This window comes from Terriglobus sp. (assembly GCF_965201105.1).
Taxonomy (GTDB): Bacteria; Acidobacteriota; Terriglobia; order Terriglobales; family Acidobacteriaceae; genus Terriglobus.
Window position 1 is genome coordinate 536,032 of sequence record NZ_OZ241741.1, and the last position, 18,691, is coordinate 554,722.

Here is an 18,691-nt window from a genome sequence, read left to right on the forward strand (position 1 = left end):
TTCAGGGAACAGGGAACAGGGAACAGGGAACAGGGAACAGCCGTGCCGCATGTGACTGCGATTTATCCCGGAACGTTTGACCCGCCAACCAACGGGCATCTCGATCTGTGCATGCGCGGGTCTCGTATCTTTGACCGGCTCATCGTTGCGGTGCTGCGCAATTCCAGCAAGGGCGTGCCGTTGTTCACGACGCAGGAGCGCGCGGAAATGCTGGCGGAAATCACACAGCCCTTCGGCAACGTGAGTGTCGCCACGTTTGATGGTTTGCTGGTGGACTTTGCACGGCAGCAGGGTGCGACGGCGGTGCTGCGAGGCATTCGCGCCGTGAGCGACTACGAGTATGAATTCCAAATGGCGATGATGAACCGGAAGCTCGATCCGCAGCTTGAGACCGTCTTTATGCAGCCAGCAGAGAAGTACACCTATGTGTCGTCGCGGCTGATTAAAGGTGTGTTTCAGCTTGGCGGCGACATCAACTCGCTGGTGCCGCCGGCAGTGATGGAGCGGCTGCGCACGAAGGTGCCGGCAAATATCGCGCAGCCGGAGACTGGGGCCAGCACCTAAGCGGTCTTGCGCGCCTTCCAGCAGCGCCACAGCTCATTGCCGTAAGGCACTGCGATGCCCGCGACCATGATGCCTGCCACGCCGAGCAGGTAGCCGAGCGGCAGGCGCTTTTTCTTCAGCCGTGGCCGGAAGTCCGGTTTCTCCTCACCCGCGCCAAACAGGGCTCTTGCTTGGCCCCAGTGGAGGCAGGCGGCCATACCGACTGCGGCGAAGGGTAGCACTTCCAAAAAGCTGTGTGTGTGCTGCTCGCGTTCCGTCACGGAGCGGCGCTGTTCGGCGTAATGCACGTCCCAGAACGCCGTCGCCTCGTGTGCGCCCAGCGCCCCAAGCATGAGCAGAAGTACGCCCGCGTTGATCTCGAGCGCCAGCCCCATAAACAGCGGCAGACCCGCTTCCGCAAACATCAGCATGTGGATCAGGCTTTCCTCAATGCCGGAGGTGTGCTCGATGTCCGTTTGCTTGTGCCAGAGCCAATCGGCGACTCCGGCCGCGGTCCACATGGGAATCAGGAAGTACAGCAGGCAGCGCAACAACGCCTGCTCAGCGTCGTTGCCTTCGCGAAACGCCGAGGGCTCGCTCTGGTAATTGCGGATCGCGGACCGAACGGTGCGAAGTGCATCACTGCGTTGCATCAGTTGCATGGTGGGTTGGATGCGCGGGAGGTCCCCGGCAGAAAATGCAATCTGCACCACCTACATTTCGAGCGCGCGCCAAGGTGCACCATCTGCGAAACTATGGGTATGCCCGCATCGCTCACGCTTTCCGAACGCATTCGCCGCATTGAGGTTTCGGCCACCATGGCCATCACCGCGGAGGCGCTGCGGCTCAAGTCGCAGGGCGTCGATCTGGCGGATTTCGGCGCTGGGGAGCCGCACTTCAGCACGCCGGAACATATCAAGCGGGCCGCCATTGAGGCGATTGAGAGGAACTACACGCGCTACACCGCCGTCGCCGGTATTCCAGAGATTCGACGCGCGATTGTGGATAGGCACGCTGCCGACTTCGGCACGGACTACACACCGGAGGAATGTGTGTTCACCACGGGCGGCAAACTGGCGCTGTTCAACGCGATCGAAGTGCTGGTCGAACATGGGGATGAGGTCATCGTGCCCGTGCCCGCGTGGGTCAGCTACAAGGACATTATCCAGTTCGCAGGCGGCACGCCGGTCTTTGTGGAGACGAGTGAAGCCGACAACTTTCGCGTGACCGCCACCATGATCGAGGCCGCGATCACACCGAAGACGCGCGCCATCATTCTTAACTCTCCGTCAAATCCGAGCGGCGCCATCATCGCGAAAGAGGATCTGCAGAACATCGTGCGCCTCGCGCATGAGCGCGGGATCTATGCGCTGCTCGATGAGTGTTATGTCTATCTTTGCTTTGATAGCGAGCCCGTGTCAGGTGCCAGTGTGACAGAGTGCAAGGAGCACATCGTGGTGCTCGGGTCGCTGTCAAAGAGTTATGCCATGACCGGTTGGCGCGCAGGTTTTGCGCTGGGGCCGAAGCCGGTCATCAGCGCCATGAATAAGCTGCAGTCGCAATCGACCAGCAATACGAACACCGTGGTGCAGCATGCCTCCATCGCCGCACTCACCGGATCACAGCAGTGCGTGGCCGAGATGCGCGCCGGATATCTCGAAATCCGCGACAAGGTGCTGGAAGGTTTCAAATCGATCCCGGGACTTACCTGCACCGTGCCCCAGGGCGCGTTTTATGTGTACCCGAATGTAAGCGCTTTTTTTGGCAAGGGCGGCGTGCAAACTGCGTCCGACATCGCCGCGCGCCTGCTGAGTGAGGCACACGTGGTCTGCGTTCCGGGTGAGCCCTTTGGCACCGCGCAGCATATCCGGCTCTCATACGCGGTGTCTTCAAATGTGGTGAATGAAGGGATAAAACGTATGCAATCGTTCTTTGGATCTCTACGATAGCTGTATTTCCGGTAGGCTTCGGCAGTTACCTGTCTGCCGTAAGTTGGCTACACTCCAACTTGTTCAGCCATGATGAAGCAGCAGCCCGAATTCGTTCCCGTTATCCTGGCCGGCGGCAGTGGTACCCGCTTCTGGCCCCGTTCGCGCAAGGCACGCGCCAAGCAGGTGTTGGCGCTGTCTGGCGAAGATACGATGATCCAGCAAACGGTGGATCGTCTGCGCCCCCTGGCTGCAGACGATCAGTTTGTGGTCATCACAAATGACCTGCTCGCAGATACGATCCAGCAGCAGCTACCAGGTGTGCTTGCCGATCGCATCCTGCGCGAACCTGCCGCCCGCAATACCGCTCCGGCATGCCTGCTTGCGGCGGCCCTGCTTGCCAAGCGCAATCCACAAACAGTGCTCGGCATCTTTCCCTCTGATCACGTTGTCATCGATGAGGCCAAATTCATCGAACGCATGCAGCAAGCCATTTGCGTTGCGGCTGCCGGCGAGAACATTGTCGTTCTCGGCGTGCCGCCCACGCGGGCCGAAACCGGCTACGGCTACATCGAAGAGGGCGCCTCGGCGAACTTCGGCGACAGCGCACCCGAGGTGCACACCGTTCGCCGCTTCACCGAGAAGCCTGATTTCGCGCATGCGCGCAAGTTCATTTCGGCCGGCAATTACACGTGGAACAGTGGTATTTTTCTGTGGTCGGCGCAGACCCTGCTCAACGCCTTCCGCGAGCACTGCCCGTCGATGCTGCCGCCCATCGAAGCCATTGCGAATGCCTACGACACGCCCGACTTTGATCGCGTGTTCGCGGAGCATTACCCCAACATCGAAAACATCAGCATCGACTTCGCGATCCTGGAATCACGTTCTTTCAAGGGCGAGGGCAAGAGCAATATCTATTGCCTGCCCGCCGACTTCGGCTGGAACGACCTGGGCAGCTGGAGTGCGCTGCACGAGCACTACCTGCAGCACATTGAGGATATTGGAAACAACAATGTCATCGAGTCCTCCAGCGCGCCGTTGCAGCTGGATGCCAGCGGTAACTACGTCTACGCACCGGGGCTGACCGTGGCGCTGCTCGGCGTGAAGGATCTGGTCGTGGTACAGACAGATGACGCGCTGCTTGTCACCACCCGCGCCCACTCGCAGGAGGTAGGCCGCGTGGTCAAGGAACTGGTCAAGCACTCGCGTCACGAACTGGTGTAAGCCTTCCCAAAACCGTAAACTTGCGTCACTGGGAGACAGATTTCCAGTTCCTTTCCCGCAGGCACTGTCGGATAATCGGTGCTGGCTTATGACGACCACGACCGCGCCCAATTCTTCGACCGCATCCGCTCCGCAAACCGCCGTCAAATTCGGAACGGATGGCTGGCGAGGCATTATCGCCGACGACTTCACGTACAGCAATGTGCGCGTTGCCGCCGCCGCAATCGCGAACTATGTGCTGCACCATGAAGACGCCAGCAAGGGTGTCTGCATCGGCTTTGACACTCGCTTCGGCTCGCCGCAGTTCGCACAGGTGATTGCGGATGTGCTGGCCGGCGCTGGCATTCCCGTGCAGCTTGCGCAGGACGTAACACCGACGCCCGCGTTGAGCTACGGTGTACGTCACCGCGGCGCGGCGGGCGGTGTCATGATCACGTCTTCGCACAATCCCGCGCAGTGGAACGGTGTGAAGTACAAGGCCAGCTACGGCGGCTCTGGGTCACCCGGCATTATCAAGCAGATTGAGCAGTACCTGGGTGCCGAGCTTCCGAAAGCCGCGCAACCTGCGGCAATCACCAGCGTTAATTTCTTGCCGGAATACATCGCCGCGGTCGAAGCCTTTGCCGACCTGAAGGCAATTGAGGCATCCGGCTACCGCTTCCTGATCGACAGCATGTATGGCGCCGGAGCGGGAGTGCTAAAGGGCATCTTCTATCGCGCGGGCGTCCCCGCAGTGGAGATTCGCGCCGAGCACAACCCTGCATTTCCGGGCATCAATCCGGAACCTATTCTGCCGCACATCGCGCTCACGCAGGAACGCGTCGTTGCGGAAAAGTGCGACGCGGGCCTGATCACCGATGGCGATGCGGACCGCATCGGGTCTGTCGATGAGCACGGTAATGTGGTCGACGCCCACAAAATTTATGCCATCCTGCTGCGATGGCTGCTGGAACGCAAGCAGTGGCCCGGAGGCGTTACCCGCGCATTTAACACCACCAAGATGCTCGACCGCATCGCCGCCAAGTACGGCCGCAAGCTCTACGAGCACGGCATCGGCTTCAAGTACGTATGCGACCTGATGCTTTCGGAGGACATCCTGATTGGTGGCGAGGAGTCTGGTGGTGTTGGCATCAGCAAGCATCTGCCCGAGCGCGACGGCATTCTGAACGCGTTGCTGATCGCCAACGTGATGGCGGATGAAAAGAAGACGCTTGGCGAACTGGTCGCCTCGCTGCAGGCCGAGTTCGGTGAGCATCATTACGGCCGCATCGACATGCACATTGACGATCGGTTGAAGCAGTCTGCCATTCAGCGCGCTTCCAGCGGCCTGACGGAGATCGCTAGCTTTCAGGTGCTGCGCACCGAGGACCTGGACGGCTTTAAATTCTTTCTCGCGATTCCGGAGGACATGGCCAGGCAGGGCAGCAGACCGGCCCCGGCGGAGACCTGGCTGCTGCTGCGCGCCAGCGGCACGGAACCCCTGTTGCGTGTGTATTGCGAGAGCTCTTCGCCAAGCAATGTCGACCGCATCCTGAAAGCCGCGGAGCAGTTCGTGTTGCAGGGCTGAAGCGGACCGCTGTCCCGAACCAGATCGCGCAACACAGATTCCTGCGACCTTTTTGCTTGAGGCAGAATGACGCGCGGACACCTTGCTGTGTTGCAGCTTTGCGCGCACGCCAGCCGTGTCTCCTGGCAACCCCTCTGGCTGTCGCGGTATGACACGTGCCGCGCTCCTCCGAGTCACGTCCAATCGAAAACGATGCAACAAGGGCTGTTGCAAAAGATGCTTTGCATTGCAAAGCAAACGCCCTGTTGCGTCTGCAGAACGGGATTTGAAGGAGAAAAGATGAGACAGACGACACACATGCAGCGCCTGGCGTTGGCCATCACCGCGGCAGGCTGCATGGCCGTGCCGGTGCAGGGTGCCCTTGCACAAGCGGCCCCGCAACAGCTTCAGCTGGCCAGCAACACACCGATCGCATCCGCTTCGTACAGCAGCAGCACCGCGGTCGACGCACCTGCGCCTTTAGAGGCAACACCCCCACAGCAGCAGGGCTATGGCAGTGCTGGTTACGCCACGCCGGTCGAGAGCCATAGTTACTGGCACACGCATGGCTTCGATCTTGCGGGTCTTGCTACCGGGCGTCTTCAGCAGAACATTGACGAACAAGGCCCAACCACGGTCGGTCAAAGCTTCGATGCAGGCTTTCTCGCCAGCGTTCGCGAGCACCCAGTATCGTGGGCGGGCATTGAGTTCGACTACGGCTACCAGAAGTACACCGAGCACTACCGCTTCTCACAAACGCAGCCCTTCGTGGGCTACCAGCCAATCCAGCAGCATGAGGCCACTGCCGGCTACGTGTTCCACATCAAGACACCGTGGATCCAACCGTTTGTCGTGCTGGGTGGCGGCGGTGTGTACTTCAAGTCATCGCGCGTGCAGCCGCCGAACGGCAGCGGCTTGAACAACACCATTGGCGATCAGTGGCGCGGTGCGTACATGGCCAATATTGGCTTTGATATCACCTCGAAGCGCGCCAAGAACTTCGGCCTGCGAATCGAAGAGCACAGCCTGTTCTACAAGGCGCCGGACTTCTACCAGGCCAACCTGCGCAGCAACGCCTATGTACACCAGGCAATGCCAAGCGCCGGTTTTTTCTACCGCTTTTAATCCAGCAATACGCGCGTGCGACGCACTCTGAGGTAAGTACTGAGAGTGCGTCGACCGCTGCGGCGGCCTTGTCGATCTCTGCCGCCATCGCGAGCACAAGAAAGATTCAGCGCGACTCACTAGAATCGTCTTCACATGCAAGAAACTGTCACCACGCGCGGCCTGCTGTTTGATATGGATGGTGTCCTCATCTCGTCGATCGGCTCTGTCCGTCGCTCCTGGCGCGCCTGGTGCCGCCACTACGGCGTACCCGGCGCCGAGACGTTTGAGATCCCGCACGGCACTCGCGCCATCGAGATCGTTCGCCAGGTGAAGCCCGACATCGATGCTGAAGAAGGCCTTCGACTGATCGAAGACATCGAGATGGCGGACACGGACGACTTGAAGGTGCTGGACGGCGTGCCCGAACTGCTGGATAGCCTGCCGAAGGACCGCTGGACGGTGGTGACCAGCGCCACGCGCCGCCTGATGCTCGAACGCCTGCGCGTCGCCGGTCTGCCTGCGCCCGAGCGCATCATTGCCGCGGACGATGTGACCAACGGCAAACCCGATCCCGAGCCCTATCGCAAAGGCGCGGAAATCCTAGGCTTCGATCCGGCCGACTGCATTGTCGTGGAGGACGCGCCTGCGGGAGTCTCCGCCGGTCTCGCCGCCGGATGCCGTGTTCTGGGCGTGCTGGGAACCCATCAGGCTCACGAACTCGCGCATGCCACATGGCAGGTGCGCAGCTTGCGAGACGTACAGGCCAGGCCAACTGCAGATGGACTCAGGCTTTCTTTGGAAAAGCTGCCGTGAGAAGTCATGGCGGCTTTGCGGAGAGTCTTAGGGATGGCATTGAGCGGCGGGGTGCCTGCCTATGATCGACGAAACGAAAACGTCTGCCCGGCCTGATCTTGTGGCCGTGCGTGTCCGCGTGGCTCGCTGGCCGAAGGATCTGCCCGCTGCTCAACACCTCTTTACGCGGTATTTCGAGTCTCTGCGCACCGATCCATCCGTTCCGCCGGAAATCCGCACAAAGGATCGTGCGCCGGAACTGAATGGTCTCGCAACGCGTTATCGCGACAGCACCGCATGCTTGCTGCTGGCGTTCGCGGGCGAACAGATCGTTGGGTGCGCGGCGGTGACGCAATTGAAATCGCCCAATGATGCCGTGGAGATGAAGCGCTTGTACGTGCTGCCCGAGGCGCGTGGACGCGGCGCGGGGCGCGCCCTCATTCAAGCATGCGCGACGTGGGCACGTGAGCGTGGCGCGCGCGAACTGCTGCTGGACACGCTGCCGGACGCAATGCCTGAAGCTGTGCGCCTGTATCGCTCGCTCGGGTTTGAGCCGACAGCACGCTACAACGAGAATGAAGGCCGTGGGTTCGCCTTCTTCCGGCTCGCTCTGGAGTAATCTTCTGGTACACACAGCACCAACTGTCAGCGCAACCGGCGGATGGCAACTGCGCGTCACCACCTCAGCAAGGCTCAGGTTCGACACGCATCCGCATAGGTTCCAAGCACCCGAATTGCGACGATTGTTCTTGCCAGTGCCAGGTCCCGTCGTTACTTTACGGTCAATGGCTGACATGCACATGATGTTTCCGGCGCGGAGCGTCCCGCCGGAGGAAACACCGGTACCTGCCGCGATGAATATTGGTTCGACAATCCGCGGATACCGGCTGCAAAAAGGCATGTCGCAGGGCGACGTAGAGAAACGCACCGGCCTGCTGCGCTGCTACCTTTCGCGCGTGGAGAACGGCCACACCGTCCCATCACTGGACACTCTGCAGAAGATTGCCGGTGCGCTTGGCCTTCCGCTGAGCCAGTTCTTTGCCGAAGAAACAATTGCGCGCGATTTGAATTCGCTCTCGCTGAGTGAGGACGACATTCGATTTCTGACCCAGGTTCAGCGCTACGCCGCACACCTGACGGACTCCGACCGCAAGCTGCTGTTGGCCATGGTGAAAAAGTTCTCGCAGACGGCGCTGGTCTAAGCGGTCCGAATTTAGTTGTAGGGCTGCGATCCGCCCGATGGCGCGTAGCCATACTCTGGTTGGGCAGTGCCGCCGGCCGGGCCATCCAGCCGCACCGTCGCAACACCCTGGAACGCACGCACAATCGCCTGCGCCTGCTCCGCGGAATCCACTCGGGTGATCTCGCTAGGAGCGCTATCCACCAGGTCCTTGGCCCCCTTCAGGTCGAGCCGGGTGACGGAACGCACAGCCTTGATCGTGTTGATCTTGTTGGGGCCAGAGTCGACCAGTGTGAGGCGATAGGCACCATTGGGATTCCCTGCCACCTGTGCCGGCGCACCCGGGCCGAACTGCCGTCCAGAGCTCTGGATGGGACCAGTGGCGGAACCGATACCGGTTGGACCACCCGCGTTGCCGGCCGACCCGCGCGCTGTTAGCCGTCCAAACAGCACGCCCAGCGCAAAAGCCACCACGATCCAAAGCGTTACGCCCATCTCTCGCCCCCGTTCTCGCGTTAGAGTGCGGCCCATAGGCCGGGGTCGCCCGTCCTTTTCCCGGCCTTTTGCGCGCGCTGCGTGATACCGTAAGCTTTGCCGTGGCCACGCTTCCCACCCGCGACCCCGACACTGAAACCCGCCGCGGCGGTGACGGCCGACCGACCCGGCCTGCGGCAGACCGGGGCTATGTGCCGGCATGGCTGCCCTATAGCCTGCGCGAGCGCTGGTACCAGTGGTTTCCGACACGCAGGAAGGCGCGCCGCGCTATTTTCCTGAGCCTCCTGGGGGTGTCTGCGATCTTCGGCTCCCTGGCCGGGCTCATGCTGGTGTCCGTCACCGACCTGCCGCAGATTGAAGACCTGGAGCACTACCGCCCCAGCACCACCACGGAACTGCTGGACGTGCACGGTCGCACCTTCGGCTCGTTCGCCCTGGAAAAGCGTGTCATCGTCACTTACCAGGACATCCCGCCCGTCCTGCACGACGCCATCGTGTCCATCGAAGACAAGAGTTTCGACAGCAACGCCGGCATCAACCTCTTCCGTGCCGTTGGCGCTGCCATCGTAGACATCCGCAGCAAGGGCCGGCGGCAGGGCGCGTCCACGCTGACCATGCAGCTTTCGCGGAATCTGTTTTTGTCGTTTGAGCAGACGTTCACGCGCAAGCTGCAGGAAGTGTTGCTGTCGATTCAAATCGAGCGGCACTTCACCAAGGAACAGATCTTCACGCTGTACAGCAACCAGATTTACCTGGGCAGCGGCAACTACGGTTTCGAGGCAGGCAGCGAGCATTACTTTTCAAAGCACGTCCACGATCTTTCTCTCGCCGAGGCAGCGCTGCTTGCCGGCCTGCCGAAGAACCCGAACGGCTACTCGCCGATTCGGCACCCGGACCGTGCGCTGAAGCGCCGCAATCTTGTTTTGAGCGAGATGCTCAAGGACGGCAAGATCACCCAGGAGGCCTACCAGCAGGCCGCCGGCGCGCCGCTTGGTCTGCACATCGAAACGCCACCCGTCTCCGTCGCACCCTACTTTGTAGAAGAGGTGCGCCGCCAATTGGAGCAGGAGTATGGCAGCGACCAGGTGCACGGCGCTGGCATGCGGGTGTACACCACGCTCGACCTGGACCTGCAGCAGGTGGCTGAGAAGGCAGTGCTCGACAACCTGGCCGATTACGAGCGCCGCCATGGCTGGAAAGGCAAGCTGCAAAACGTGCTCGCGCAGGGCCAGGATCTGGACACTTATGCGCATCCCGATTGGGTCGACGCTCCGGCAAATGGCGGCTATGCCCATGCCGTCGTCATGGACGTGAACGCGCGCCATGTGCTGGTGCGCATCGGCAAGCGCTATGCAGAGATCCTGCCCAAGGACTGGGCGTGGACGACAGAGAATGCCGACCGTTTTCTGCAGCGTGGTGACATCATTTACGTTCGCATCGAAGATGCGCCGGCCACAGGCACCATGCACGCCTCGCTGCAGCAGGACTCAGGCGCGCAGGCCAGCATGATGGCGATGGACAATTCCAACGGCGAAGTGCTCGCCATGGTTGGCGGCCGCGACTTCAATTTGTCGCAGTTCAATCGAGCTACTCAGGCAGAGCGCCAGGTCGGCTCGTCTTTCAAGCCGTACGTGTACACCGCTGCCATTGAGGCCGGGGCAAAGCCGTTCGACACCATTGTCGACGCGCCCACCAGCTTCTACACGCCGTCTGGGCCGTACACGCCGCACAATTACGAGCCCAACTACGCCGGCAGCATGAGCCTGGTCTCCGCCTTTGCGCAGTCCCGCAACATCCCTGCGCTGAAGCTTGCGAACAAGGTCGGCATCCGGAAGGTCATCGAGGTCGCGCACCGCTTCGGGATCACGGAAACGATTCCACCGTTTCTGCCCGTCGCGCTCGGCTCCGCGTCACTCACGCTCAATGAACAGGTTGCCGCCTACGCAGTCTTCCCGAATGATGGCATCCGTCTGGAGCCGCATGTGATCCGTCGCGTCGTGCAGGCCGATGGTGTGCCGTTGCGCTCGAACGCGGCACGCGCGAAGGAAGTGATCAGCGTGGAAACGGCGCGCGCGATGATGGTCCTTCTGAAAGCGGTGCCGACGTTTGGCACTGCTGCACGCGCAGGTGCAGAACTGAAGCACCCGCTCGGCGGTAAGACGGGCACCACCAATAACTTCACGGACGCGTGGTTTCTCGGATTTTCACCCTCCGTCACCTGCGGCACGTGGATCGGTTACGACAACCGCCAGACACTGGGCGAAAAAGAGCAGGGCGCCCGCGCCGCTCTGCCGGCCTGGATCACCTTTATGAAGGCCGCCATCGCGCGCACTCCGAACGAGCAGTTCCCAAGTGGCGCGTTGAAGAAGCAGCTTGAGGTCGCGACCGACAACAGCACCGCCAGCACGCCGGCACCGAAGAAAGACGAAGACACCGACGATTCGGACGACAACAACGACAGCGCGCCCAAGTCGTCCGCGCCAGCCGCACCGGTGCCCATGCCTGACGCCGCTCCCGCCGACGCCGCGCCCGAAGACGCGGCTCCGGCGGATACAACAGCTGCGCCCGCCCCTGCCGCTGCGGTGCCGATCGTGCGGACTCCTTTGTCAGCAACGCCCGCTACCGCGCCGCGCTCCGGCATGGTCGCCTCGCCGCTCGGGCCGTACCGGCCGTACACGCCTCCAGCGTCTGCCGACACCGCGACACCAGGCCCGCGGTCTACCTCCGCACGCCCGCAAACGCCGTCGCGTACACAGCGGCCAGGCGCCGCGCCGCCCCCGTAGTAGAAAGGTTCATGGCTCGCGTCTTGATCACCAGTTCCTGCGATGTGCCTGGGCGCGATGGCGGGTCAGTGTTGGTTCCGCGCTACACTTCCGGATCAGAAGAGCGTAATTCCGAGCGGAGCCAACAACCTGCTTCCGTGTGTAAGCGCAACACGGCCGTAGGTCTCGTCACCTTGCACCAGCAAGCACGCGCCGCAACGCAAACCATCGCTCCGCGCGCTTCACATCCAGCCCGATCTGCGCCTTCAGCGCCTCCGGCGAGGGCCACTTGCGTTCTTCGCGCAACCGCTTCAAGAACGTAAGTTCGATGGGTGTGGTCTCGTCCAGAGCGATGGGCCGAAATCGGAACAGAAAGCTTTCCACCGCAAAGCTGTCCTCGCCAAAGGTGGGCCGGTTGCCCACGTTCGTCACACCCTCAAAGGTCACAGCAGCGTCGCCCGCGCCGATGCGCATCTCCGTCACATACACGCCGTTGCCGGGCAGCAGCTCAGGGTGCGGTGCCAGATTGATCGTCGGTACGGCGTATTGTGTGCCGTACCCGCGGCCGCGCGCCGGTGTGCTTTGCACCGCAAAGCTGCGGCCCAACAGGTGCCGTGCCGTAGTCAGGTCACCGGCGGCGATTGCCTGGCGAATGCGCGACGACGATACGACGCCGCGCGCAATCTCGACCGGACGGAATGCCTCTACGCGGAAGCCGAGCTCACGCCCCAATTCACTCAATCCGGCAATGTCCGCTTCGGCTTGATAACCGAAGCGGAAGTTCTCGCCCTCGTAGACCTCGACTGCGTGCAAGCGGTCGCGCAGTACGGTCGCGGCGAACTCGCGTGCACTTGTCCGTGCCAAATCGACGGTGAAGGGAATTACCAGCACGGCATCCAGCCCTGTTTTGCGCAGCAACGGTAGTTTTTCGGGCGTAGGCGTGATCAGCTTCGGCGCCTTGTCAGGCCGCAGCAACAATGCCGGATGCGGATCGAGCGTGACCAGGACTGCCCGGGCGTGCAATGCGCGCGCACGAGCCACAACCTCAGCAATGACGCGCCGATGCCCGCAGTGCACGCCATCAAAATTGCCCACCGTGACCACGCTGGGACCGAATCCCGAGGGCACCGCATCCACGCTGCGGAACACGGAACACGACGCGCTTTCTATCGCAAAGTTTGCCAGAGCCGTGATCATGCGATGCGAAACTCCAGTCGCAGACCGTCGTGTGCCGGGCGGATGTGTGAAGGTAGCTCCGCTTCCACCTCAGCGTGGTCCATCTCATGCGCAATGTGCGTGAAGTACGTGCGCTTGGCGCCGATCTTCTCCGCGATGCGCACGCTGTTTTCCAGGTGGCTGTGGCTCGGGTGCGGCTCGCGGCGCAAGGCATCCAGCACCACCACGTCCAGGTTGCGAAGACGCGAGAAGCTCGCTTCGGGAATGTCACTCATGTCCGTCAGGTATGCCGCGTCGCCGAAACGGTAGCCGCCGATGCTGTGACGCCCATGAATGAGTGGGATGCGTTCAAACGCGGCGCCGAAGAGTGGAACCGTCGTGCCCGGCTCCGCGCTCAACCGGTGCAGAGCGACGCGCGCACTGGTCGGGTATCGATCCACCTTGCGAAAGGTGTACTCAAACACGCGCTCCAGCACATCCGCCGTCGGATCATCCGCATAGACCGGGACCGCCTCGCTGCGCCCAAATGTCAGCGGGCGCAGATCGTCGAAGCCTAGCACGTGATCGGCGTGCCCATGCGTGTACAGCACCGCATCCACGCGCCGCAGTCCGCTGCAAAGCATCTGCTGGCGGAAGTCCGGTCCGGTATCGATCAGCACCACGTGCCCGCCGTACTTGAGCGCGATCGACGATCGCAAGCGCACATTGCGCGCATCGTTGGATGTGCACACAGCGCAATCGCAGCCAAGCGTCGGCACGCCCATGCTGGTGCCTGTGCCGAGAAAGGTGAGGGTCGCGTCCAATGTCGTCCGCTACGAAACGATGCGCGGCCCACCGCCGCCCGGCGCGCCCGGTCCGCCAAAGCCCGGGGCTCCCGGCGTACCTTGCTGCCGCGACGCCGCCTGCCGCGCCAGCAATTGCGTGATCTCCAGAAATCCCATGCGCAACTCAAACAGCGCGGAATCAATCAACAACTGCTCGCGGCTGTCCAGGTTGCCCGCAGACTTCTCCGCGATCGTGCCCAGCATGTCGATGCTCTGCTTTGCGCCCATCAGGTCTACGCGCGCCTGCTCACCCTGTGGCGTGCCCGCTCCCATCTGCACCATGGCGCTCATGTACACGGATTGCACAAGCCTGCTGAAATCCATCGGCGGCAGGTGCTCGCCGCCCGGGTTCGACGCGCGCATCACCGTTTCCAGCCGTTCGGCCGTGCTGTCATAGGCGCGTTTTACCTGCTCCACCTCTTCCGCGGTGGGCGGCGGTGGCAGGTTCTCGTCGCCGACTTCTGTTAAATCTTCATCGTCCAGCGCACCGGCCGCATTCTCGCCTGTCACCGGCTCTGGCGTCACCATGTGCGACTGGAATGGGATCGGTTCGGCGGAACGGTCTGTGCCGCGCGGGCGGTCAACGTGCTCATGCTGCGCCGCGGCATTTGCGATCGAGACGACCTTGCCGCCTTCTGCCTGCTCGACACCAGAAAAGTTGGACGCGGGCTGACCGGTTGTCTCTGCCGCGCGCTCCGGCGCGGGCTCGCGCAACTCGCCGTCTGTGCGAAACTTGCGGCGGTCGTTAATTACAAATGGCTTGTCCTGCTCGGCCATGATGGTGGTGTCCTTCCCGGGCGTAAAACGCGTTTGTCGCGAAATCTCAAGCGTTGGATGCAGCGTTGGCTCCCGGCGCTTCCACGCGCGCCGTTGCGGTGCCGCCTTCGTAGGACAGCGGTAGCCTGCGTTCCAGCGCCTCGCGCCGCAGATAGCCAAGCGCCAGCCGCGTACCGTCCACGGGCTCCGCGGCTACGCTCGTCAGCACGCCCACCGGCTTACCGTCCGACGAGAGTTCAGCCCCTGGCGAAGGTACGTCGCCGGTCAAGGCAAACTGCGCAAACGTGCGGTGCACCTGTCCACGCGATCGAATGCGCTCCACGATCTCCTGCCCCAGGTAGCATCCCTTGCTGAAGTGCAGAGCGCGTGTTTGTGCCGTTTCCTGCGGCAAGTCCTTATCGCGAATGTCGATGCCATACCGCGGGATTCCCTCCAGCATGCGCAGCAACTCGAAGCTTTCTGGGCTCACGTCCTGCGTGCCGCCCTGCCGCAATGCCGCCGCAAGCTCCGCAATTGCGCCCGCATCACGCGACCACACCTCGAAGCGCGGCACCAAGGGACTGTAAGCACGGATCAGGGTCAGCGTGTAGCCCCGCCAATGCAGCCCAGTGTGCTTGGCCAGTGCACCCGTGGGCGCAGGCAGGTCCAGCTTCGCCAGCAGTGCAGACGCGTCGGGCCCGGCGATACGCACACCCTTCCAGTCGTCGCGAAACTCACGCAACTCCACATCGTCCATGATGATAAAGCGGTCAAGCAGCTCCATCATCGGCTGCAACTGCGAAAGGTCCGTTTCCAGCAGCAAGAGGTCTTCGCTGGAGCACCAGACGGTTGCATCGCCCTGGATGCGCCCCTGCGCATTCAGCAGAAAGGTGTACGCGCCGTCGCCCACCTGCAGCGCTTGCACGCTGTTGGTCACCATGCCGTTCAACCAGCGCACGCGGTCGTTTCCCAAGACCGCAATCCAGCCCACATCAGTCAGCGGAGCCCAGCCCGCGGCCGTGCGCAATGCGTGCAGTCCCTCTGTCCCCGTCAGCATGGCGTCCGTCGTCACGGCAAATGCTCCTCTACACTGAGGATACGCCGCATCGCGCGCCGCCCTGCCGCGCCGCCTTCGCGCCAAGGGGACTCTTTCGTGCCGTCGTTTCTGCCGCTCCGCCCGACCTCGCTGCTGCTTTCACTCGCGTTTGCCGCGACCACGCTTGCCGCGCAGGCAACCGCGCCTGTGCAGTCCAAGCCCGGTACAGAGGGCGCGCAGAAGAGCGGCCAGCGCAGCGCCGAATCGCAAACGGGCGCGCCAAAGCCAGCCTCGCCCGATGCGGACTCGCACCTGACCAAAGCGCAGTCGGACGATCTGCTCGCGTCCGTCGACGGCATTCTCGCCTTTGTCAGCAAAGACACGCACCTTGCGAACAACAAGCCGATCAAGCGCGCGATTCACACCCGCGCCGAGGTTACAGAAATCCTGCGCAAGAAAATGGCGGAGGACGAGGGCACCCGGCGCATGCAGCGCGCAGAACTCGTCCTAAAAAAGTTCGGTCTGCTCGACCGCGACTTCAACCTGCAGCCATTTCTGCTGTCTCTGCTGAGTGAGCAGGTCGCCGGGTTCTACGAGCCAAAGACCCGCACCATGAACCTGCTGGACTGGGTCAAGCCGGAGGAGCAGAAGCCGGTGATCGCGCATGAGCTGACCCACGCGCTGCAGGACAACCGTGTCGGCCTGGAAAAATGGAATGATCCGCAACCGCAGGAGATGAGTCACGACGAGCGCGGCGACAACCTGCATATTCAAACAGACGAAGCCTCCACCGCGCGCCAGGCTGTGACTGAGGGCCAGGCCATGGTCACCTTTATCGACTACGGCATTCGCGATACTGGCAAGACCCTGCGCGATGTTCCGCAGATGGGCGACCGCCTGTCGCAGCTGGGTTCAGACACCAGCGGATCGCCCGTGCTCGCACGCGCGCCACTCGTCCTGCAGCAATCATTGCTGTTCCCCTACACCAGCGGGGTCAGCTTTGAGCAGGCCGTGCTGGTGCGGCAGGGTGTCGACGCCGCTTTTGCCGGCACGCTCGACCGTCCACCATCAAGCTCGCACGAGATCCTGCACCCCGAGGATTATTTGAACCATGTGCCGGTGCCCGTGCTCGCCATGCCCGACATTCACCCGCTGCTGGACAAGCAGTGGACGCCGTATGACATTGGCGTCATGGGAGAGCTGGACGTGCGCATGCTCGCGGAATTGTTTGGAGGGACGCAGATCGCTGGCCCGCTCGCCACCGCGTGGGACGGCGGCATCTACTACGCCGCGCAGCAGAAGGATGCGTCCGTGGCGCAGAAGGCAAGTACCGCATCGCTCGGCTTGTTGTACCTATCGCGCTGGAAAAACGCCGACTCCGCGCGATCGTTTCTTCGCGTGTATGCCACGCAGTTGCCGCGCAAGTACGAACACCTGAAGCAGGTCACAAACACGCCCGACACCGACACGGATCACCTGCGCTTTACCAGCGAAGAAGGCGACATCCTCCTCACCCTGAACGACCGCACCGTTTTCATCAGCGAAGGCTTCCCGCGTGAACTGGCCATGCAGCTTGAAACCAAGATGCGCGAGGTGCAGGGCAGCGGCGTCTTGCAGAATGCGGCTCTGCATGCACCCGCGCTGCACGGCAGCGAACTGCACGCGCGCCTCAGCTCCGTGCTCAGTGGCGTCACAATCGCAGCGCAATGACATCGTTGCCGCAGGAAAGAACGGCGCTTCACCAGGGGTGGCACTCTCCGGTCGGACTTAGGGCCATCACTGCTGGATCGCTGCTGTTCATGCAAGTTCAAGGGGATAAAGCAATTCAAAACACAGTCTGAAGCGGGCTGCGTTAGCCTGTGATTGCATGCGCAAGTGGTTTTATTTCATTCTTGCAGCCCTTCTTGCGGCTGTGGCGCCGTCCGCGCGCGCCTACTCGGTGCTGACGCACGAGCAGCTGATCGACCTCACGTGGGACACCTCCATCGTCCCGCTGCTGCTTAGCCGTTATCCCACGCTCACGCCGCAGCAGATCGAAGAAGCGCGAGCGTACGCCTACGGCGGCTGCGTCATCCAGGACATCGGCTACTACCCTTTTGGCGATCCATTCTTTTCAGACCTGACCCACTATGTGCGATCAGGCGACTTCGTTGTGAACCTGTTCCGCAATGCCGGCAACGCCGATGAACTGGCCTTTGCGGTCGGCGCGCTGTCGCATTACATCGGCGATTCAGTAGGGCATGCGGACGCGACCAACCTTGCGGTTCCCGTGGAGTTCCCAAAGCTGCGCGCCCGCTATGGAACCACGGTGAACTATGCGCAGGGGCCCAGCCAGCACGTTCGGACTGAGTTCGCCTTCGACGTCAACGAGATCGCGCACCATCGCTTTGCACCCGTTCACTACCTCCGTCACGTCGGACTTCAGGTGCCAACCAAACAGCTTGCCTTGGCCTTTTACCAGACGTATGGGTTGGGTGAAGACTTTACCGAGCGGCGCGGACGTCGCATCAACGTGGGTGGCTATCGCTTCGCTGTTCGCAGCTTTCTGCCGCGCATCGCATACGCTGTCACCCTGCTACACCGCGATCACGAACCGGCTGACCTGCAGAACGCTGACCTGCTGCGCATGGAACGTGAACTGCAGCAGGTTGCGCAAAAGAATCATTGGGATGACTACCGTAAAAAGCCGGGCATCGGCACGTACTGTCTCGCGGGTCTGCTTTATGTCTTGCCAAAGATCGGTCCTATCAAGTTCGTTTCCATAAAGGGCCCAAACGTGCAGACGGAAATGGCTTACGTGAAGAGCGTGATGCAGTCCGTCGACACACTCAATCAAACGCTTCGGCGCTTCACGCCGCCGCCCGCCACACGGTCTACGGCGGCATTAGCCGCGGCGGCGGATACGGACTCGAAGTTGCCGGCGGACATGGCGGTATCTGCCGCCCAGCCACATGCGCAGACCGCTCCAAACCATCCGCTCGCGAACCGCGATCTGGATACTGGCCGCGTTGTCCAGCCGGCGGGCTACCCACTCACTGACCTCACTTACGCCAGGCTTCTGCACCGCCTCGCCCTTGTGCCGGCAGAACCGGTGCCGCCTGGTGTCAAGCAGGAGATCCTGGCTTACTTTCAAAATCCCAATCTGGAGTACGCCAGTAAGCGCAAGCCCGGCGGCTGGGATGCTGTGCAGAAAGACCTGGCAACCCTGCAGGCTATGACCACGCGCAACGAAGACCAATTGTTTCAAACGTACGGGGACGATCGCGGGAACTGACCACGCCGGCGTATTGGGAGGCCCACGCCGTTATACTCAGCAACGGCG

Annotated in this window: 17 protein-coding genes; 11 read left to right on the forward strand and 6 right to left on the reverse strand. The window is 62.0% G+C overall.

From position 1 onward, the window contains the following. Positions 1–42 precede the first annotated feature (42 nt). Positions 43–564, forward strand: a complete 522-nt coding sequence (gene coaD / locus ACOFKT_RS02355) for a pantetheine-phosphate adenylyltransferase (protein WP_419805832.1) — start codon at positions 43–45, stop codon at positions 562–564. Here the strand turns inward: coaD and ACOFKT_RS02360 are convergent. Continuing rightward, the gene (locus ACOFKT_RS02360; protein WP_419805833.1) at positions 561–1,205 is read right to left on the reverse strand and encodes a hypothetical protein; all 645 of its coding nucleotides are present in this window, start codon (positions 1,203–1,205) and stop codon (positions 561–563) included. The genes coaD and ACOFKT_RS02360 overlap by 4 nt on opposite strands. Positions 1,206–1,298: 93 nt before the next feature. Here ACOFKT_RS02360 and ACOFKT_RS02365 point away from each other — a divergent pair, with 93 nt between their 5' ends. The 7 genes from ACOFKT_RS02365 to ACOFKT_RS02395 all read left to right on the forward strand — a co-directional run bounded on the left by ACOFKT_RS02365 (position 1,299) and on the right by ACOFKT_RS02395 (position 8,342). After that, positions 1,299–2,492 carry a pyridoxal phosphate-dependent aminotransferase gene (locus ACOFKT_RS02365; RefSeq protein WP_419805834.1) on the forward strand — a complete coding sequence of 398 codons (1,194 nt, stop codon included), beginning with the start codon at positions 1,299–1,301 and terminating at the stop codon, positions 2,490–2,492. 69 nt (positions 2,493–2,561) lie between these two features. Continuing rightward, positions 2,562–3,695 (forward strand): mannose-1-phosphate guanylyltransferase, encoded by a 1,134-nt coding sequence (locus ACOFKT_RS02370; protein ID WP_419805835.1) that lies wholly within the window; start codon positions 2,562–2,564, stop codon positions 3,693–3,695. A gap of 88 nt (positions 3,696–3,783) precedes the next feature. Next, the gene (locus ACOFKT_RS02375; protein WP_419805836.1) at positions 3,784–5,262 is read left to right on the forward strand and encodes a phosphoglucomutase/phosphomannomutase family protein; all 1,479 of its coding nucleotides are present in this window, start codon (positions 3,784–3,786) and stop codon (positions 5,260–5,262) included. A gap of 279 nt (positions 5,263–5,541) precedes the next feature. Further along, positions 5,542–6,366: a hypothetical protein gene (locus tag ACOFKT_RS02380; protein WP_419805837.1), complete on the forward strand. Its 825-nt coding sequence runs from the start codon at positions 5,542–5,544 to the stop codon at positions 6,364–6,366. Positions 6,367–6,501: 135 nt separating this feature from the next. Next, on the forward strand, positions 6,502–7,161 hold the full coding sequence (locus ACOFKT_RS02385) for an HAD-IA family hydrolase (protein WP_419805838.1): 660 nt from the start codon (positions 6,502–6,504) through the stop codon (positions 7,159–7,161). A 61-nt stretch (positions 7,162–7,222) separates the two neighbouring features. After that, positions 7,223–7,759, forward strand: coding sequence for a GNAT family N-acetyltransferase (locus ACOFKT_RS02390; protein WP_419805839.1), 537 nt, complete (start codon positions 7,223–7,225; stop codon positions 7,757–7,759). Between the two features lie 175 nt (positions 7,760–7,934). After that, positions 7,935–8,342: a helix-turn-helix domain-containing protein gene (locus ACOFKT_RS02395; RefSeq protein ID WP_419807084.1), complete on the forward strand. Its 408-nt coding sequence runs from the start codon at positions 7,935–7,937 to the stop codon at positions 8,340–8,342. 11 nt (positions 8,343–8,353) lie between these two features. On the opposite strand, the gene ACOFKT_RS02400 is transcribed toward ACOFKT_RS02395, so the two are convergent. After that, the gene (locus tag ACOFKT_RS02400) at positions 8,354–8,815 is read right to left on the reverse strand and encodes a ribosomal protein L7/L12 (RefSeq protein ID WP_419805840.1); all 462 of its coding nucleotides are present in this window, start codon (positions 8,813–8,815) and stop codon (positions 8,354–8,356) included. 101 nt (positions 8,816–8,916) lie between these two features. Between ACOFKT_RS02400 and ACOFKT_RS02405 the strand changes: the two genes are divergently transcribed. After that, positions 8,917–11,598, forward strand: a complete 2,682-nt coding sequence (locus ACOFKT_RS02405) for a PBP1A family penicillin-binding protein (protein WP_419805841.1) — start codon at positions 8,917–8,919, stop codon at positions 11,596–11,598. Between the two features lie 168 nt (positions 11,599–11,766). Here the strand turns inward: ACOFKT_RS02405 and ribF are convergent, their stop codons facing one another. From ribF to ACOFKT_RS02425, 4 genes are read right to left on the reverse strand one after another with little or no spacing between them, the layout of a single operon-like run. Then, positions 11,767–12,774, reverse strand: coding sequence for a bifunctional riboflavin kinase/FMN adenylyltransferase (gene ribF, locus ACOFKT_RS02410; RefSeq protein ID WP_419805842.1), 1,008 nt, complete (start codon positions 12,772–12,774; stop codon positions 11,767–11,769). After that, the gene (locus ACOFKT_RS02415; RefSeq protein WP_419805843.1) at positions 12,771–13,556 is read right to left on the reverse strand and encodes an MBL fold metallo-hydrolase; all 786 of its coding nucleotides are present in this window, start codon (positions 13,554–13,556) and stop codon (positions 12,771–12,773) included. Before ACOFKT_RS02415 ends, ribF begins: the two co-directional genes overlap by 4 nt. A 9-nt stretch (positions 13,557–13,565) precedes the next feature. Next, complete coding sequence (locus ACOFKT_RS02420; RefSeq protein WP_419805844.1) at positions 13,566–14,354, reverse strand: DUF1844 domain-containing protein; 789 nt, start codon at positions 14,352–14,354, stop codon at positions 13,566–13,568. A gap of 46 nt (positions 14,355–14,400) precedes the next feature. Continuing rightward, positions 14,401–15,405: a YgfZ/GcvT domain-containing protein gene (locus tag ACOFKT_RS02425; protein WP_419805845.1), complete on the reverse strand. Its 1,005-nt coding sequence runs from the start codon at positions 15,403–15,405 to the stop codon at positions 14,401–14,403. 81 nt (positions 15,406–15,486) lie between these two features. On the opposite strand from ACOFKT_RS02425, the gene ACOFKT_RS02430 reads away from it, so the two are divergent. Then, the gene (locus tag ACOFKT_RS02430; protein WP_419805846.1) at positions 15,487–17,079 is read left to right on the forward strand and encodes a hypothetical protein; all 1,593 of its coding nucleotides are present in this window, start codon (positions 15,487–15,489) and stop codon (positions 17,077–17,079) included. 157 nt (positions 17,080–17,236) lie between these two features. Further along, on the forward strand, positions 17,237–18,643 hold the full coding sequence (locus ACOFKT_RS02435) for a zinc dependent phospholipase C family protein (protein WP_419805847.1): 1,407 nt from the start codon (positions 17,237–17,239) through the stop codon (positions 18,641–18,643). The last annotated feature ends 48 nt before the right edge of the window (positions 18,644–18,691 follow it).

Bases quoted from the DNA above. Each gene is read 5' to 3' on its own strand.
- ACOFKT_RS02390 (WP_419805839.1), top strand. From the start codon at position 7,223: ATGATCGACGAAACGAAAACGTCTGCCCGGCCTGATCTTGTGGCCGTG.
- ACOFKT_RS02360 (WP_419805833.1), bottom strand. From the start codon at position 1,205: ATGCAACTGATGCAACGCAGTGATGCACTTCGCACCGTTCGGTCCGCG.
- ACOFKT_RS02400 (WP_419805840.1), bottom strand. From the start codon at position 8,815: ATGGGCGTAACGCTTTGGATCGTGGTGGCTTTTGCGCTGGGCGTGCTG.
- ACOFKT_RS02385 (WP_419805838.1), top strand. From the start codon at position 6,502: ATGCAAGAAACTGTCACCACGCGCGGCCTGCTGTTTGATATGGATGGT.
- ACOFKT_RS02395 (WP_419807084.1), top strand. From the start codon at position 7,935: ATGCACATGATGTTTCCGGCGCGGAGCGTCCCGCCGGAGGAAACACCG.
- ACOFKT_RS02375 (WP_419805836.1), top strand. From the start codon at position 3,784: ATGACGACCACGACCGCGCCCAATTCTTCGACCGCATCCGCTCCGCAA.
- ACOFKT_RS02435 (WP_419805847.1), top strand. From the start codon at position 17,237: ATGCGCAAGTGGTTTTATTTCATTCTTGCAGCCCTTCTTGCGGCTGTG.
- ACOFKT_RS02365 (WP_419805834.1), top strand. From the start codon at position 1,299: ATGGGTATGCCCGCATCGCTCACGCTTTCCGAACGCATTCGCCGCATT.
- ribF (WP_419805842.1), bottom strand. From the start codon at position 12,774: ATGATCACGGCTCTGGCAAACTTTGCGATAGAAAGCGCGTCGTGTTCC.
- ACOFKT_RS02370 (WP_419805835.1), top strand. From the start codon at position 2,562: ATGATGAAGCAGCAGCCCGAATTCGTTCCCGTTATCCTGGCCGGCGGC.
- ACOFKT_RS02380 (WP_419805837.1), top strand. From the start codon at position 5,542: ATGAGACAGACGACACACATGCAGCGCCTGGCGTTGGCCATCACCGCG.
- ACOFKT_RS02420 (WP_419805844.1), bottom strand. From the start codon at position 14,354: ATGGCCGAGCAGGACAAGCCATTTGTAATTAACGACCGCCGCAAGTTT.